General features: G+C 57.4%; 10 protein-coding genes. 6 read left to right on the top strand and 4 right to left on the bottom strand.

Translation table 11 applies throughout. The features are described from left to right. Position 1: 1 nt before the first annotated feature. Positions 2–3,871, bottom strand: a complete 3,870-nt coding sequence (recB, locus tag K7H09_RS00980; protein ID WP_230803220.1) for an exodeoxyribonuclease V subunit beta — start codon at positions 3,869–3,871, stop codon at positions 2–4. A 305-nt stretch (positions 3,872–4,176) separates the two neighbouring features. Beyond that, the gene (locus tag K7H09_RS00985) at positions 4,177–5,076 is read right to left on the bottom strand and encodes a LysR family transcriptional regulator (protein ID WP_027960112.1); all 900 of its coding nucleotides are present in this window, start codon (positions 5,074–5,076) and stop codon (positions 4,177–4,179) included. A 329-nt stretch (positions 5,077–5,405) separates the two neighbouring features. On the opposite strand from K7H09_RS00985, the gene K7H09_RS00990 reads away from it, so the two are divergent. From K7H09_RS00990 to K7H09_RS01005, 4 genes are all read left to right on the top strand, one after another. Continuing rightward, positions 5,406–5,654, top strand: a complete 249-nt coding sequence (locus tag K7H09_RS00990; RefSeq protein WP_022522681.1) for a hypothetical protein — start codon at positions 5,406–5,408, stop codon at positions 5,652–5,654. Then, positions 5,647–7,152 carry a sodium:solute symporter family protein gene (locus K7H09_RS00995; protein WP_230803225.1) on the top strand — a complete coding sequence of 502 codons (1,506 nt, stop codon included), beginning with the start codon at positions 5,647–5,649 and terminating at the stop codon, positions 7,150–7,152. Before K7H09_RS00990 ends, K7H09_RS00995 begins: the two co-directional genes overlap by 8 nt. After that, positions 7,139–8,074, top strand: coding sequence for a carbon-nitrogen hydrolase family protein (locus K7H09_RS01000; RefSeq protein WP_230803227.1), 936 nt, complete (start codon positions 7,139–7,141; stop codon positions 8,072–8,074). Before K7H09_RS00995 ends, K7H09_RS01000 begins: the two co-directional genes overlap by 14 nt. Before the next feature lie 87 nt (positions 8,075–8,161). After that, positions 8,162–9,220 carry a phenylacetaldoxime dehydratase family protein gene (locus K7H09_RS01005; protein WP_230803228.1) on the top strand — a complete coding sequence of 353 codons (1,059 nt, stop codon included), beginning with the start codon at positions 8,162–8,164 and terminating at the stop codon, positions 9,218–9,220. Positions 9,221–9,268: 48 nt separating this feature from the next. Here K7H09_RS01005 and K7H09_RS01010 read toward each other — a convergent pair whose 3' ends face one another. Further along, positions 9,269–9,562, bottom strand: a complete 294-nt coding sequence (locus K7H09_RS01010; protein WP_041158177.1) for a nucleotidyltransferase domain-containing protein — start codon at positions 9,560–9,562, stop codon at positions 9,269–9,271. Between the two features lie 120 nt (positions 9,563–9,682). Here K7H09_RS01010 and pncB point away from each other — a divergent pair, with 120 nt between their 5' ends. Together pncB and K7H09_RS01020 are read left to right on the top strand one after the other, a co-directional pair. Further along, complete coding sequence (pncB, locus tag K7H09_RS01015) at positions 9,683–10,864, top strand: nicotinate phosphoribosyltransferase (RefSeq protein ID WP_027960117.1); 1,182 nt, start codon at positions 9,683–9,685, stop codon at positions 10,862–10,864. A gap of 32 nt (positions 10,865–10,896) precedes the next feature. Then, positions 10,897–11,832, top strand: a complete 936-nt coding sequence (locus tag K7H09_RS01020) for an Rpn family recombination-promoting nuclease/putative transposase (RefSeq protein ID WP_041158175.1) — start codon at positions 10,897–10,899, stop codon at positions 11,830–11,832. An 8-nt stretch (positions 11,833–11,840) separates the two neighbouring features. On the opposite strand, the gene recC is transcribed toward K7H09_RS01020, so the two are convergent. Beyond that, complete coding sequence (recC, locus tag K7H09_RS01025) at positions 11,841–15,470, bottom strand: exodeoxyribonuclease V subunit gamma (RefSeq protein ID WP_230803230.1); 3,630 nt, start codon at positions 15,468–15,470, stop codon at positions 11,841–11,843. Positions 15,471–15,507: the final 37 nt, after the last annotated feature.

The raw sequence follows: 15,507 nt of genomic DNA on the forward strand, positions 1-15,507 counted from the left end.
CTCATGCCAGTGCCTCCTGGTTGCTTGCTGCTGACGCTGTTGATGAGCCAGCAAAGAGTGCATCCAGCGCTTCGATCAGCGCGACCGGCGCGGGCACGGCGTGTACGCCGCGGGCGGTGGTGCGGCTGCCGCGCAGAAATACCGTCATCGAGCCGCCCAGGTGTTGGTGCGGGTCGTAGTCGGGCAGGCGTGCTTTCAGCAGGCGGTGGAGGGCGAGCATATACAGCGCCGCTTGCAGGTCGTAGCGTTTTTCGAGCATGGCATCGCGTAGGGCGTCAGTGGTATAGGCGTTGTCGTCGCTGCCCAGGTAGTTGGATTTCCAGTCGAGCACATAGAAGCGGCCTTCATGCTCAAAGGCGAGGTCGATAAAGCCTTTGAGCATGCCGTTGAGGGTGTCGGAATCCAATACGGGGCGTGATACCCCTGGCAGTAAGTGGTCACTGACAAGCTCATCCAGCTTGCGCGTTTGTACCTGGTGCGCGGCAAACCAGAACTCCAGTTCTACCTGATAGCTTTCGAGTTCGCATAGGGCTACCTGGCTGCCTTCGCTAGGCTCTTTCAGGGACGGGGACGTGGAAAGAGGCAGGGGAAATGGCGTGGCGAGCAGTTCTTCAAACCAGCCCGCCAGAGTATCGTGCCATGCCTGCCAGCCTCGTAGCTGCACGCGCCGCCGCAGCATATCTTCCCGGGCGGCGGGGTCTTTCAGCGCACTGTTAAAGCCCAGTTGGCCCGCCCACTCTAAAAGCCCGTGTAAAAAGGTGCCGGGGCCGGGGCCACGCGGGAATCTATGTAAATGAAACGCTTCGGTGTTAATGGCGTTGTCGTGGGGCTCATCCAGTACTTCCAGGGTGGTGGCTTCCTGGGGCGTGGTGGGTTCTGGCGCGGGCGTTGTCAGCGGGGTGGTGCTAGATCCAGAGACCGCCCCAGAAGTACGCAGCGCCGAGTAGCTGGCGATCCACCACTGTTCTCGGGCGGGGCGTAACGGGGTGCGGGCGTGGCCCAGTGCCTGCTGTTCCGGCGCCGGGGTGAAGCGCAGCGCGGTGGGTTCCGGGGCGGCATTTAGCGCGATATCGCTGCCTTCCACCAGTTCGCCAAGCGCGTGGGTAAACGCGCTGGGGGCAATGGCCTTGCCGCCGTTAATCAGGTGGCCGATGGCGCTGTTCTCGCCGCTTTTCAGCGCTGCCAGCCCCAGCCAGGTGGCGTGCCGGGCGCGGGTGAGCGCCACGTAGAGCTTGCGCAGGTCTTCGCCCAGGCGTTCGCGGTCGGCGGTGGCCAGCGTGGCTTCATCGGCGCTTAGGCTGAGTTGCAGCGTGCCGTCGCTATCGTGCCAGCGCAGCGGCAGGTCGGTGTCGTTGACCGGGCGATGGTTGGCGATAAACGGCAGGAACACCAGCGGGTACTCCAGCCCCTTGGATTTGTGAATGGTCACTACCTTGACTAGGTCTGCGTCGCTCTCCAGGCGCAGCTTGTGGCTGTCGCCGTGACTATCCGGGTCGGCGATGGCTTCCGCCAGAAAGCGAATCAGCGCGTGTTCGCCATCCAGTTCCTGGCTGGCATGCTGCAGCATTTCGCCCAGGTGGAGCAGGTCGGTTAGCAAACGCTCACCCTCGGCGAACTCGCCCAGCAGCCGTGCGGCGATACCAAAATCGACCATCAATCGGCGCACCAGCGGCAGCACGCCCTGGCGCTGCCATAGGCGGTGGTAGTCGCTGAACTGCTCGACCCGCGCTTCCCAGGCCAGTTCGCTCTGGTTGAGATGGTCGAGTTCTTCAAGGCTTAGTCCAAGTACTGATGTTGCCAGGGCGGCGCGCAACTTGGCTTCCGCCTGGCGGGAGTTGGCCTGGGGTTCGGCGCAGGCGCGCAGCCAAATGGCTAGCTGCGGGGCAATGGGAGAGCTGAACACCTTGTCGTGATCGGAAAGGTAGACGCTCTTGATGCCCCGGCTGGCCAGCGCTAGGCGAATCGCCCGCGCTTCCTGCAGGCCGTTGACCAGCACGGCCATGTCCGAGGGGGCCAGCGGAGTGAGTGATTGCTCTCCGTTATCGTCATCGCCATCAGCGACCTTCGCAAAGCCCGCTTGCTGTTGGCGGCCTGCTTCCAAAAGGGCGGCCATGTACGAGGCGCAGCGCTCGGCCATCTCGGTTTGGTAGGCGGTTTTGGAGAGCGGCTCGTCGCTTTCCAGCGGCCATAGGGTCATCGCTGCTAGCGGTTTGCCGTTGAGTACCAGCGTATCTTTGGTGCCTTTGGCGTTGACGGGGTTGAACGGCAGCGGGTTGTTGCCGCCATCAGCACGGAACAGGAAGGCGCCGGCATCATGCTGGTCGGCGTAGCTGAAGCAGTGGTTGACCGCTGCCACCATGGCACTGCTGGAACGGAAATTGGTGCCCAGCGTGACGTGGCGGCCATCGGTGTCGTGCCGGGCCTGCAGGTAGGTGAAGATATCCGCACCGCGAAAGGCGTAGATCGCCTGCTTGGGGTCGCCAATCAGCAGGATGGCGCTGTCGCGGCGGGGCGTTGCAACGTCATACACGGCGTTGAAGATGCGGTACTGGATCGGGTCGGTATCCTGGAACTCGTCGATCAGCGCTACGGGGAACTGGCGCTGAATCTGCGCGGCCAGGGCATCTTTGTTGAGGCCTTTCAGGGCGCGATCCAGATGGGTGAGCAGGTCGTTGGGGCCCATCTCGGCGCGGCGCTCCTGTTCGCGCTCCAGCCGGGCGCGGCACCACTGTACGGCGTGAGTCAACAGGTCGTTGCGTGGCTCGGGCAGGGCATCCAGCGCTTTCGGTAGCTGTGCCAGCGCTTCCCATGCTTGCGGGCAGGGCGGCGCGCCCTCTTTCCAGATGTCGGCCATGCCGTCGGGCGTCATGCGTTTCCAGGCGGCGTCGGTGAGCGCCGGGCGGTCGGCATCCGTTTCGCACCACTCGCGTAGTGCGCTTAGCCAGTTGGCGCGGCTTTTGGCGTTGAAGCTTTGGCCCTTGAAGGCTTTGCGTGTGGCGGCCTCTTCCAGGGCGGGCACCAGCTCGTCCAGCCAGGCGGGCCAGGGGGCTTTGAGCTCGCTGAGTTGGGCGCTGCGCTCTGCTTGGGTGGCGGCCAGGGTCTCGCTGGGTGCGGGTTTTGCGCTGCCCAGGGCTTCGCTTTCGGGCAGTAGCCGCTGCAGCGGGGCGTGCAGGTCGTCCGGTGATTTCCAGTAGCGGGTGACAATGCCGAGTGCGTCGCTGTCCAGCGGGTAGTAGAAGCTGCGCCAGTAGTCGCGCACCACTTCCTGTTCCAGTTCGCGCTGGTCGTTTTCCAGGTTGAGGGAGAACAGGCTGCCGCTGTCGAAGGCGTGTTCGCGCAGCATGCGGTAGCACCAGCTGTGGATGGTGGAAACCGCGGCTTCGTCCATCCATTCTGCGGCCAGCGCCAAGCGCCGTGAGCAGGCGGGCCAGGTGGCGGGGTCGTATTGGTCGCGGAGTTCTAGGAGCAACGGATCAGCAGTTCGCTCGGCAGCAGGCCGACGCGAGGGCGCCGTGAACCCATCCGTGGGGGCTACTTTTGCCATCCCTGGCAAAAGACCCTCGCTTTGGCCTGCTCCCTTCGCTTGGTCGGTATCCTCAGCTCGAAATACTTCTGCTGCTTCTACCAGTCGATTGCGGATGCGTTCGCGTAGCTCTTGGGTGGCGGCGTTGGTGAAGGTGACGACCAGGATTTCCGGTGGCGTGAGCGGGCGGATAAACGCGGTGTCGTCGTCAACGCTATGACCGCCGAGTACTAGCCGCACGTAGAGCAGGGCGATGGTGAAGGTTTTACCGGTGCCAGCGCTTGCCTCTATCAGTCGGCTGCCGTGGAGTGGGAGGCCCAGGGGGTCAAGAGATGTGATAGAAGGCATGGCGGTATCCCGAGCAGTATTTCACTGGTCAGCACGGCAGGGCGCTGTAGGACGAGGCTTGTCCAACGCTTATTTGAACACGAGAAGGTAGCTGGGTAGAAGTCGGGCTGTTCTGGAAGTCGTTACTATGGCTGTTTCAGGCTGCCTGTGTTCAATCATTATATACACATCATTGTTTACAGTTATTGAATAGATTCTGGTTCTTAATTTAAAAAGTGCATTTTAACCAGTGTGCTTGAGTAGGGATATAAAGCTGACGTGGCTTAGTTATTGAGACCGCCGTCTTTTATATATTTTATTTGTCGTCATAAAGGCAGCGTAATGGGGCGTTTCCGTAAGCTATTGATGATCGCCTCGGCTGCTTTAGTCAATATACGTCCCCTGCGAACACAGAGGATAGTCGTTGCAGAGGGGAGCTCGTTTTCTGCGATATCGACAATGGCCATGGTTTGGTGCTTCTCTTCATGGCTCACCGCGTAGTCGGGTAATATGGTGAGGTTACCGGTCTGCATAACGTGCACCTTGATCAACTCGATGTGGTCGAGTTCGAAGCCAATCTTTGCGGTGAGGCCCAGCCTTAACAGGGAGGTATCAAGCGCTCGCCGAGTATGGAACGTTGGGTCGAGCATTGTCAGCTCGTAGGGGGTTAAGTCTTTCAGGTTCAACGTACTATGCTTGGCCAATGGGTGTTGGTGAGGCATGGCCGCCTTGAATTGGGTCGTGAATTTTTCAACGATACTGATACCAGGATAGAAGTCATCTTGCATGGTAATTCCGAAATCCACCTGATCATTTTCAAGGGCTTGGTAGACGGCCTCTGCCCCTGAAATACGTCCTTTGAATTCGACGAGTGGATGGGCTTTTTGAAACTCTGCAATGGCAGGGAACAGCCAGGCCCTAGCAACGCCTTCGATAGTGGCATATCTCACCGTGCCTGCCGTCAATCCGTGTATATCGGCTATCTTGGCTCTTGCCAGCTCCATTTCACGCATGGTGCGCTGCATGTGGAGCGCCAGAACCCTGCCTTCTTCCGTAAGCAGCATCCCATCCGCGCAGCGATCGAACAGCGTTGTCTGGAAGCTGTGCTCAAGGTTCTGGATTTGGCGACTAATGGCCGAAGCGCTGACATGAAGGGAGAGCGACGCTTGGCGTATCGACCCCGTTTCCGCGACGGTCAAAAAGTACTTGAACATTGAAATTTGCATATTGGTTCCCTGTTTTTTTAATTAAAACAATAATATAGGTAGGTGTTCACTTTTCGGCAACGAGTCGTGCTAACAATAGCGTTTTTCTCATACCCTGACGCTCCCTATGCTCTACCTTACTGCAATGCAGTACTTGGGTATCTCTTGATAGCGGCAATCGTGAGCTCAGTAAGCTATGTGAAGGCTTGTATAAAAACGTGTCTGTAAACAGGTCTGTAAATATAGCTTAAGGAAATTCAAGACGCTTGCTCAACACGATTTGTTATAAAACTAACAAGTAAAGCTAAAAAGAGATGTTGGCTTTGGCTCTACGCTTAAAGGTGACTTAAATGTTGACAGGAATGAATCGGAAGTTGTTCTGGTTAGTGCTTATATTGGCACTTATCGGAAGCTGGCTTCCCTACTTTAATATTCTCAATGAACTGGTGTGGGTAGGCCCACTATCTCTTCCTCTGGCCTGGGTATTGACCTGTAATATAGTGCTGACACTTTGTGCCATTGCACTTTATCCACTCTACTTCAAGCCACTCTCTGAACGTATTGATGCATTTGAGCATCAGGAGGGCGGGCATGAATAGCACCGCTGTCACTATCATCATACTGATCGCGTTCATCGCTATCTTTGTCGTGATATCGCTGCGTGCCCGGCAGCATAATGCGTCGACCATTGACGATTACGTCGTGGGTGGGCGCTCCATGAATACCGCGCTGCTGCTGATGTCCATGGGGGCGACTTACTTTTCTACCTGGACGCTGCTGGGTTCATTCGGTGTCTATTATCGGGAGGGGATCTGGTTCGCGGGCTTTACCACCTGGGCGATCATTCAGGGCAGTGTGTTTATTTGGCTGTTTGGCACGCGCATTTGGTATATCGGTAAGCGCTTTAACTTCATTACTCCTGGGCAAATGGTAGAGCACTACTACTCGAGCCCCACGCTTCGTTTGCTGTTTTCCATCGTCGGTATCATCGCCTTAGTGCCGGTGATGCTGATTCAGGTAACGGGCAGTGCCCGTGCACTGGAAAGCCTGACCGGCGGTGCTATCCCCTATGCCGTTGGGGTTATCGTGACCTCGGTGGTGGTGGGCTTTATCGTGCTCTGGGCGGGCTTCAGGGGCACCGCATGGGCGGATGCCTTTATGGGGACATTCTTTGCCACAGTACTGGTGTTCACGGCGGTCTTCATCATCGGTAAAGCGGGCGGCTGGTCGTTTCTGCAGAACGTGGCGGAAGTTGAACCACAGCTATTGACGAATAAAGGCAATCCGGTGGCCATGCTGGAGTTATGGGTTGGGCTGAGTTTTGGCGCCTGGGCGTTGCCCCATATGTGGCAGAAGTTCTACTCGGCGCATTCAGCGAAAGTGTTGGGCAAGGTGGCCATGTTCACCCCGTTCTGGAACTCCTGGATGATGGCCTGCATTCCGCTGGTGATAGGCCTTTCTGCCAACATTCCTGGGCTGGTGCCAGGAGCGGCGGACAATAGCGATGCGATTCTGCCCCTGATCTTTGCTGAATATGCCCCTATTCTCGGCTCCTTTGTGGTCGCCGGTATCCTTGCCGCTGCCATTTCTACCATCAACAGCCAGTTGCTCTCTTCGGCAAGCCTGGTGGCTGAGGATGTATGGCGTCGGTTCTTTGATAAAGAGATGAGTGAAAAGCGCTTGCGCCTGGTCAATAAGGTGGTCATTGGGCTGATCACCAGCATTGTACTGGTGCTTGCCCTTAGCCCTTCCGGGGCTGGCTATCTGGTGCCTGTTGCCTCCCTGGGCTTCAGCCTTGGCTTGCAGCTGGTACCCACCGCGCTGGGAATGCTCTATTTCCGCTGGATTACTCCCGCTGGTGCGTTAACCGGGATGGTGGTGGGTGTCATCACACTGTTCGTAAGCGCTGCTACCGATTTCACGCTGTTCTTTGGCCCGGGGATTAGCGCAATCATCGTCAATGGCCTGTTGGTGGCCCTTGTTAGTCGCTTTACCCAGACTGCGCCAGTGAACGGCGACAATGACTACCATGCGCTGTTCGCTCAGCTCTATGGCAAGCAACCTACGCAAAAGGTAACTGCTCATGCAATCAGCTAAAAAAGTCGCCGTCGTTCAGGCGGGATCCCATCCCTTTGACCCTATGTTGACCGCTGAAAAGGGGGCAAGGTTAATCAGTGAAGCTGCCGCCAAAAAGGCAACGGTGGTGGTTTTTCCAGAAGCTTTTTTGGGGGGCTACCCTAAGGGGGCAAGCTTCGGTAGTCCGGTAGGCAAACGGACTGAGGAGGGACGTGATGAGTTTCTTCGCTACTACCGAAGCGCCATTGACCTTGATGGGCCAGAGCTGGCCCTGATTACTGATGCAGCTCAGGCACATAACGTCTTCGTGGTCATGGGGGTGATTGAGCGTACGGCCTATACCCTCTACTGCACGGTACTGTATATAGATCCTGAGCAGGGCTTGGTGGGCAAACATCGCAAACTGATGCCTACTGGCGGTGAGCGTATCATCTGGGGGTTCGGCGATGGCTCGACGCTGCCGGTTTTCAAGACCGGTGTAGGTACGGTGGGCGCGGTGATTTGCTGGGAAAACTATATGCCCATGATGCGCTCGGCCATGTATGGCAAGGGGGTCGATGTTTACTGTGCCCCAACCGCCGATGACCGTGATACGTGGCTGGCCAGCATGCAGCATATCGCTCTTGAAGGACGTTGCTACGTGTTAAGCGCCTGCCAGTATCTGACACGGGGCGATTTTCCCGATGATTATGACTGCCTGCTGGCACCGGCGAGCGAGCCGGAAACGATACTGATGCGAGGCGCGAGCATAATCGTAAGCCCCATGGGGGAAGTTCTCGCCGGCCCTCTGTTTAACGAGGAGGGCATTCTCTATGCCGAGGTCTCCCAGGACGTCATCGTACGCAGCAAGCTTGATTTCGACCCGGTTGGCCACTATGCCCGCCCGGATGTATTCAGCCTGCATGTGGATACAGAAGTGAAGTCGCCGGTAAGAAGTGACTGATCACGTTTAAGCTTGCTGTGAAATCAACTCATCAGATGGCTGTTTCATGCTCCACTGGATCAGCCATCGTTGAGATGGAGTATTGCCATGACTTTTCATATCGACTACCCCCGAGTGGTACCCGAGCGGCGGCCTCCCGGTCATGAACCGGCGGCCCCGCGCTATACATTGCGCTGGACACGACCGGTCAATCGACTCTGCTGTGTCTATTTTGGTATTCAGGGGCGCGAGCTTACCTGGGATGACCAAGCGGCGTTTTTCAGCCGTATCAGGGACTCTTTTGTTATCGACTCCGCGCCGGAAGCTCACGAAACGCTGCGCTTTACCGATGAAGCGGGCTACACCAATGCGGTGCTGGTCGCTTACTGGACCGATCCTTCGGTCTATATGGAGTGGTTGCAGGATGCTGCGTTTATCCAGTGGCTCGCACAGCCACAGCGCACTGACGATACGTTCGGCTATTGGCGGGAGACCATCCACGTCCATTATGACCGCCATGAAACGATCTACTCGGAAGGTAACTATCGAATAGGGTTGGGGCGTTGTCCTGACACCAAGGTGGTTCCCATGACTACCAACGGCTATTTTGGCGCTGCCCGTGACCGCTTTCCGGTTTCTGCGGTGGATCCACTGGCGAGCACCTTTAAGGTTAAGATGCCTGCACCGGGTAGCAAAACGACACTCGGGCAACGTTTGTTTGCTCAAGTGCCTCATAACCTGACCTCGATTCGATCCGGTCAGTATTGGGGGGAGGCGAAGCAGGAGCAGTTTGACGACTACGAGGAGTCATTACGCCCCAAATTGATGGAAGGTATGCAGTACTTGCTCGACAATAAGGAGGAAACGGGCACGCTCTGCTTGAGGGTCATGTCAAACCTTGATGATAGTGGTGACGAGCGTTACGAAACCTCGGTACATGCTTACTTTGCCTCTTTGGAGGAGATGGAAAGCTGGGCCAGTTCACATCCTACCCATAAAGCCATTTATGACCATGCCATCGCGAAGAACAGACAATATGGCAAAAAGCGCGAAGTGGTCACCTGGCATGAAGTCTTCCTGTTAACCGAAGGCGTGCCATTTGAGTACATCAACTGCCACCCTGAAACTGGCATATTGCCATTTTGCACGCTTTATGAGCGTTGTTAATATATTGTTAGTCGCTAAGAGTATCCTGACTCATGCCGCTTCCCCACTTTAACCAATCGGGCGCGCTTCGGCTAAGACTCTCGCTTGGGTGGGGCTTGGCTCATCAGTCGATACATAGGTGACAATTTCCACCGGCAGTTTGAGGTATTCTTCGAGTATTTGTTTGAGTTCAGCACAAGGCTGTGGCGGTATCGCTGTCTGGGAGATCAACAGTAGATCAACGCCGCCGCCTCGCTTTGAATCATCTAGCCTTGAACCAAACACATGAGTTTCCACCGAATCACCAATAAACTCGCTCACACCAGAAAGAATGATTGCGCGATGTGTTTGGGTAATACGCATGAAGTCAGCTCCTTAACTGTATGACAGCCCCGCCACCTGATAATCTTATCGCCGAGCCACTTTAGGTGCATTTTAGTTTACGCTACCGGCGGCTTCGGTTCACTCTAACGATGGGATCTCATGCTGACATCGCTGCTGGATAATGACTTCTATAAGATCACGATGCAGAACGCCGTGATCAAACGCTTTCCTTATGCCCATGCGCGCTACGCCTTTATCAATCGTGGCGAGCATGCTTTTCCTGATGGCTTTGGCGCTGAACTTCGCTACGAAGTCGATAAGATGGCATCGCTGCGTTTGAGCGATGAGGAGAAGCGCTATCTCGAAATAACGTGCCCTTATCTCGACCCTACGTATCTCGATTTCCTTGCCGGGTTTCATTACAACCCCAGCGAGGTGATTGTAGAGCAGCAGGGGAGCGATCTTTCGGTGATCATTGAAGGGCCCTGGTATCGCACCATTCTCTGGGAAGTGCCGCTGATGGCGTTAATCAGCGAGCTGTGGTATCGGTTGCGTGGTGTGACGATCACCCCTGACGCTGATGCGATGATTGAACAGCGCGCCCAGGAGAAGATCGAACTCTACCGCCGTTTAGGTCTGAAAATCGCTGAGTTTGGCACCCGGCGGCGCTTCTCTTCTGACGTTCACGACCGGGTGGTTGGTGCACTTAGTCACCACGGCGGTGAGGCCTTCAGTGGCACCAGCAATGTGCTGATGGCCATGCACCACGGTGTTAAGCCGATCGGCACCCACGCTCACGAGTGGTTTATGTTCCACGGTGCTCGCTTCGGTTTCAAAATGGCCAATAGTCTGGCGCTGGAGCATTGGGTGGATGTGTATCGCGGTGATCTGGGGATCGCCTTAACGGATACCTTTACCTCTAAGGCGTTTTACGACAGCTTCGATAAGAAGTTCGCCAAACTGTTCGATGGCGTTCGCCACGATAGCGGCGACCCTATCGAGTTTGCTTCCCAGACCATCGACCATTACGAGCGTTTGGGCATCAACCCGCTAAGCAAGACGATTATCTTCTCCGACGCGCTAACCCCGGAGAAGGTCGAGCGGATACATACCTTCTGCAAAGGTCGCATCGGCATGGCGTTTGGTATCGGCACCAACTTCACTAACGATGTCGGCGTTGAGCCGATGAACATGGTGATCAAGATGGTCGAGGCGCGCCCAGAAGGGCAGGGATGGCTGCCGGTGATCAAGCTTTCCGACGTGGCGGAAAAGAACACCGGCGACCCGGAGATGATCTCGCTGGCGAAGCGGATTTTGTCGCTGAATGGGAAGAATGCTTAGCCTCTAATCTGTTCGAAACATGGAAACCGCTTGTGGCTGATACCTCCAAACCACCCCATAATCCTCATGATCGGTTCTTTCGTAGCGCGATGGAAAACCACGCCGTCGCGCAGGGGTTCATGCAACATTATTTGCCCAAAAAAATCAGTGCTGCCTTGGATTTGGACAGTCTCAAGCTGGAGCATGATAGCCACCTCGATTCAGCCCTGCGAGAAACCGTCTCCGACTTGGTGTACCGTTGTCAATTGGCGGGGCAACCGGCGTATCTAGCTGTATTGGTCGAACATCAGTCAAGCCCCGACCCACACATGCCCGTGCGTATCGGGCACTATTTGTTTGGGATGCTGACCAAGCAGTTGAAGCAGCGCCCCAAGGAACCCCTGGCACCGGTTCATGCACTGGTGTTCTACCACGGCCGTCAAACACCCTACCCCTACTCGATGGATCTTGCTGACTGCTTCAAAGATCCGCTGGGGCTAATGGAAACGCTGTTCCAGGGGCCAATACCATTAGTGGATGTAAATCAGCTTGATGACGAAGCACTAAAACAACAGCAATGGATAGGCTTGGTTGCTCGGGTGCTAAAGCACATTCGCGAACCGCACATCGATCCTTACCTGATGGAATGGCTGCGTGACTGTGCGAGCTTTGATGAGCACAGTCGCCAGCAGTTGGATTTCATCGCTACCTTGCTAAACTATGTGGTAGGAACAGGCAACGTGATTGACCTTGATCAGTTGATTGAAGAGAGCCATCGCTTGCCCCAGCCTATAGGAGACACCTTTATGACCATTGCCACCCAGTTGGAAGCCCGAGGTGAAGCGCGAGGTGAAGCCAAAGGCAAAATCGAGGGTAAACTCGAAACCGCTCGGAACCTCCTGCAAGAGGGGGCTGACCCCCAGTTTGTAGCCAAGGTGACGGGGTTGCCTATTGATGATGTTAAGCGCCTTCAAAACCACGCTGAATAAGGTAGGCCCTAATTTTTCACTGATCGGTGCAGTGGCGCATAGAGCGCTTCGGCCAGCGTGGCGAAGTTGTGACCCAGAGCATCCTCGTTGAATAGCTTTTCAAAGCTCGGCCATTGGTGGGAGAGGTAGGCGCTTTGGGCGACTTCGCCGGTTTGAAAGCGTCCGCCTTCGTAGGCGGTTTCGGCGGCGGCGTAGGCATCGCTTTCCCTTGCGCTATCGGCTTCCAATTCCGGCGTGCCTTGTTTGGCCAGCCAGGCGAAAGCGGCTTGCGGAGCCAGCGGTAGCGGGGCCTGCATGCCATCGCACCAGGCGCTGAGTAGGGCATCTAGCTGGTAGCGGGCATTTTCGGTGTCTAAAGGCTCCAAGCGCACATGGCCTGCTTTTGAGAGTAGCTGGGTAGTCATCGGGTGTTTGGCATTGCCCGCTAAGTGGGCGACCCAAGGGCGTAGCAGGTGCTGCCAGCGATATTGACCGCGGCCACGCCCTTGGCTGATTAAACTACTGCTGAGCAGTAGCAGGCGGCAGCGGTTGCCCGCGTCATCCTGGCGAAGCTCTCCCAGCCAATCTTCCAGCGTTACCTGCCCCTCAGCGCTTTCAACAACATGCACCGCTTGGGGCGCCGCTACTACTTGTGGCCACTCTTGCAACGCTTCTTCGTAGGCGCCAAACAGGGCGTCCATTGGTTCTGCCAGTGCTTCGCGCATTCGCTCGCCAAAGGCACCCACGGCTAGCACGCCCTGGCCTTTAAAGCGTTCCAGTGCTGCGTGCAGGGCTTCCACTCGCGGCAGGCCGTTATCCACGGCGTGGCGCTGGGCGGCGATTAACTGATCCTGCAACTGCCAGTTCTGTAGCCCGTCCAAAGTGAAGGGCTCTACATCCAGTTGGGTAAGCTCTTCTTGCTCGAAGTAGACCCCCAGACGGGTGTTGAAAAACGCCTTGGCGGGTTCGCGTAGAAAGCTGCCTAGCTGGTTCAGGGTTAACGTGCTCTGCTGTTCGCTGTCTGGTTTAAGCGTTGCTGGTCTCTCGCCTGATTGGCTTTCGCTTCGCGGTGCGTGCAGGGCGTGCCACTCGTGAGCGTATGTGAACAGTCGCGCTTGAGCGGGGGAGTCGCTGGCCTGGGAAGAGAAGTAGCGGCGGCTAAACGGTTGCAGCGGGTGCTCGGTGGTTAACGCTTCCAGCAGCGGCTCGCCGTTTTGCGTGTGCCAGCCCGCTTCCAGGTGGTCGCGCAACTGACCGACCAGCACCGAGGGCGGCATGGGGTTGTTGTCGATCTGGCTGCGGCCCACCCAGCTAATATAAAGCTGCTGGCGGGCAGAGAGCAGCGCTTCCAGAAACAGGTAGCGGTCGTCTTCCCGCCGCGAGCGGTCGCCGGGGCGGTAGTCGCTGCCCATCAAGTCAAAGTCCAGCGGCGGCTGGGAACGGGGGTACTCGCCGTCGTTCATGCCCAATAAACACACCCGCTTAAACGGAATGGCGCGCATGGGCATGAGGGTGGCGAAGTTGACCGCGCCCGCCAGGAAGCGCTGGGAAAGACTATGTTCGTCGATTTGCCCTAGCCAGTGTTCACGTACCATGGAGAGCGGCAGCGGGTCAAAAAGCTCGGCCTCTTCGGTGCTGTCCAACAGCTGCTGTAGCGCGGTTTCCAGCTTGGTGAGCATGACGCTCTCTTGAGCGTCGTCGGTCAAGAAGTAGGTTTCCAGCAGTTCACGCAGCCGGGCCACCCAGCTGGCGGCGTCGGTGGGCTGGCAGAAGGTTTCCCAGGTGCTTTCCAGTTTTTCCAGCAGATTTGCCAGCGGGCCTGCCAAAGAGGCTTCCAGCCCGCCGATATCATCGAATGGCTCGATGCCTTGCCACGCCTCTGCACTTCCCACCGTATACCCCAGTAGCAACCGGCGCAGGCCAAAGGCCCAGGTGTTCTGAGTTAGCCCTTCGGGTAGATCCAGCCGGGTGCGCTGCTCGGCATTGAGCCCCCAGCGGATGCCTGCACCCTCGATCCAGCGGCTGAGGGTGGGCAGGTCGTGTTCATCGATGCCAAAGCGTGCGCGCAGCGCGGGGACTTCCAGCAAGTCGAGCAGGTCGCTCACTGAAAGGCGCAGCTCCGGTAGGCGCAGCAGTTTTTCCAACGCAATCATCATCGGTAGGCGGTGGCGGCTGGCCTGATCCGACAGAGTATAGGGAATGTAGCGCGGGTCGTCGGGTCTAGCGTTCGCGTTGTAGCTACCGAAGGCGGAGCGGTACTGGCCGAATACGGCTTCAATATGCGGCGCGTAGCGGTCGATATCCGGCACCATGACGATGATATCCCGCGGGCGCAGATCCGGGTCGGCGCTGAAGGCCGCCAGCAGCTGATCGTGAAGTATCTCCACTTCCCGCTGGGGGCCGTGGGCGATATGAAACACGATGGAGTCGTCGCTGGCCGGGTCTAGCGCGGGCCAGTGGGTTTGGGTCTCCGCTACCGGTCGCAGCTCGCGAATATCGTCCTGTAGCTGGCTGAGCAGGCAGTTGCGCTCTTCGCCGCTGAAGGGCTCGAACATGTCGATGCGCAGCGCCTGCTGCTCGAATAGGGTTTGGTAGTTGCCCGCGTCGTCGTGTTCGTCTAGCAGGCGCAGGTAGTCGCGCCCCTGTTTGCCCCAGGCGGCCAGCAGCGGTTGGGCGTGCAGGTGCAGGGCGTCGTCGGCATCACCGGTGCCCAGCACATCCAGGGCGTCGGGCATGCCGGCCTTGCGCCGCTGGCGGTAGCGGCTGGCGCGGAGCAGGTCTTTGTGCTCGATGATATCCGCCCAGTAGTACTGGCAGGGGTTGTGCACGCAGAGCACGATCTGGCAGCAGCGCGACAGCGCCGCCAGGGCTTCTAACGTCTGTTGCGGCAGCGATGAGATGCCGAAAATAATCAATCGCCGGGGCAGGCCGGGTGGGCACGCTTGGCCTTCAAGCTGAACGGCGGCTTCCAGAAAGCGGCTGTGCACCTGGGCGCGGCTGCTATTAAGGCCCGCCTCGCCTAGATTATTAGCCACATCGTCGCGCAGTGCGCGCCATAGCTCTGGCTGCCACAGCTGGTGTGCTTCCAGCGGGCGGGCTTCGCCCCGGGCAGTGATGAGTACATCGTTGCCCTTGGCCCAGGCGTCCAGCCAGTCGGCGCGATACACCTGGTACTGATCGAACAGATCCGCCAGCCGCTCGGCCAATTGGTAGTGCTTGCGCTGGTCGCGATCCACTTCTAAAAAGCGTGCCAGCGGCGCAAAAGCTTCCTGCTCGGCAAGGCTGGGCAGCAGGCGCAATAAGCGCCATATCAACCGCGATTTATCAAACGGCGAGGTTTCGGGCACTGCGTGCTCGTCGTGCGTTAAGTGAGTCAGCACCGTGCGATAGGCCTGCCATAGAAAACGCGCAGGCAGCGTGACGTTCAATGCTGCTGCTATGCCTGCACCGCCTTGGGCCGGATCCTCCGCTAGCGCCAGTTTTAGCCACTGCCCAATGCCGTTGCTCTGCACCAGAATGGTCTCGTTCTCCAGCGGCGAGAGCGGATGTCGGCGCATCCACTCCACCGCCAAACCGCGCAAATCTTCCAGGCGATTGGCATGTACCACCATAAAGCCTGGCGTTAACGGCGTTTGCGAGAGCAGCGAGTTTGCAGACATGCACGATGTTCCTTAGTTAATCATTCCTTTACGGCAG

Origin of the sequence: Halomonas sp. IOP_14 (assembly GCF_021021315.1) — a bacterium.
Classification (GTDB): Bacteria; Pseudomonadota; Gammaproteobacteria; order Pseudomonadales; family Halomonadaceae; genus Vreelandella; species Vreelandella titanicae.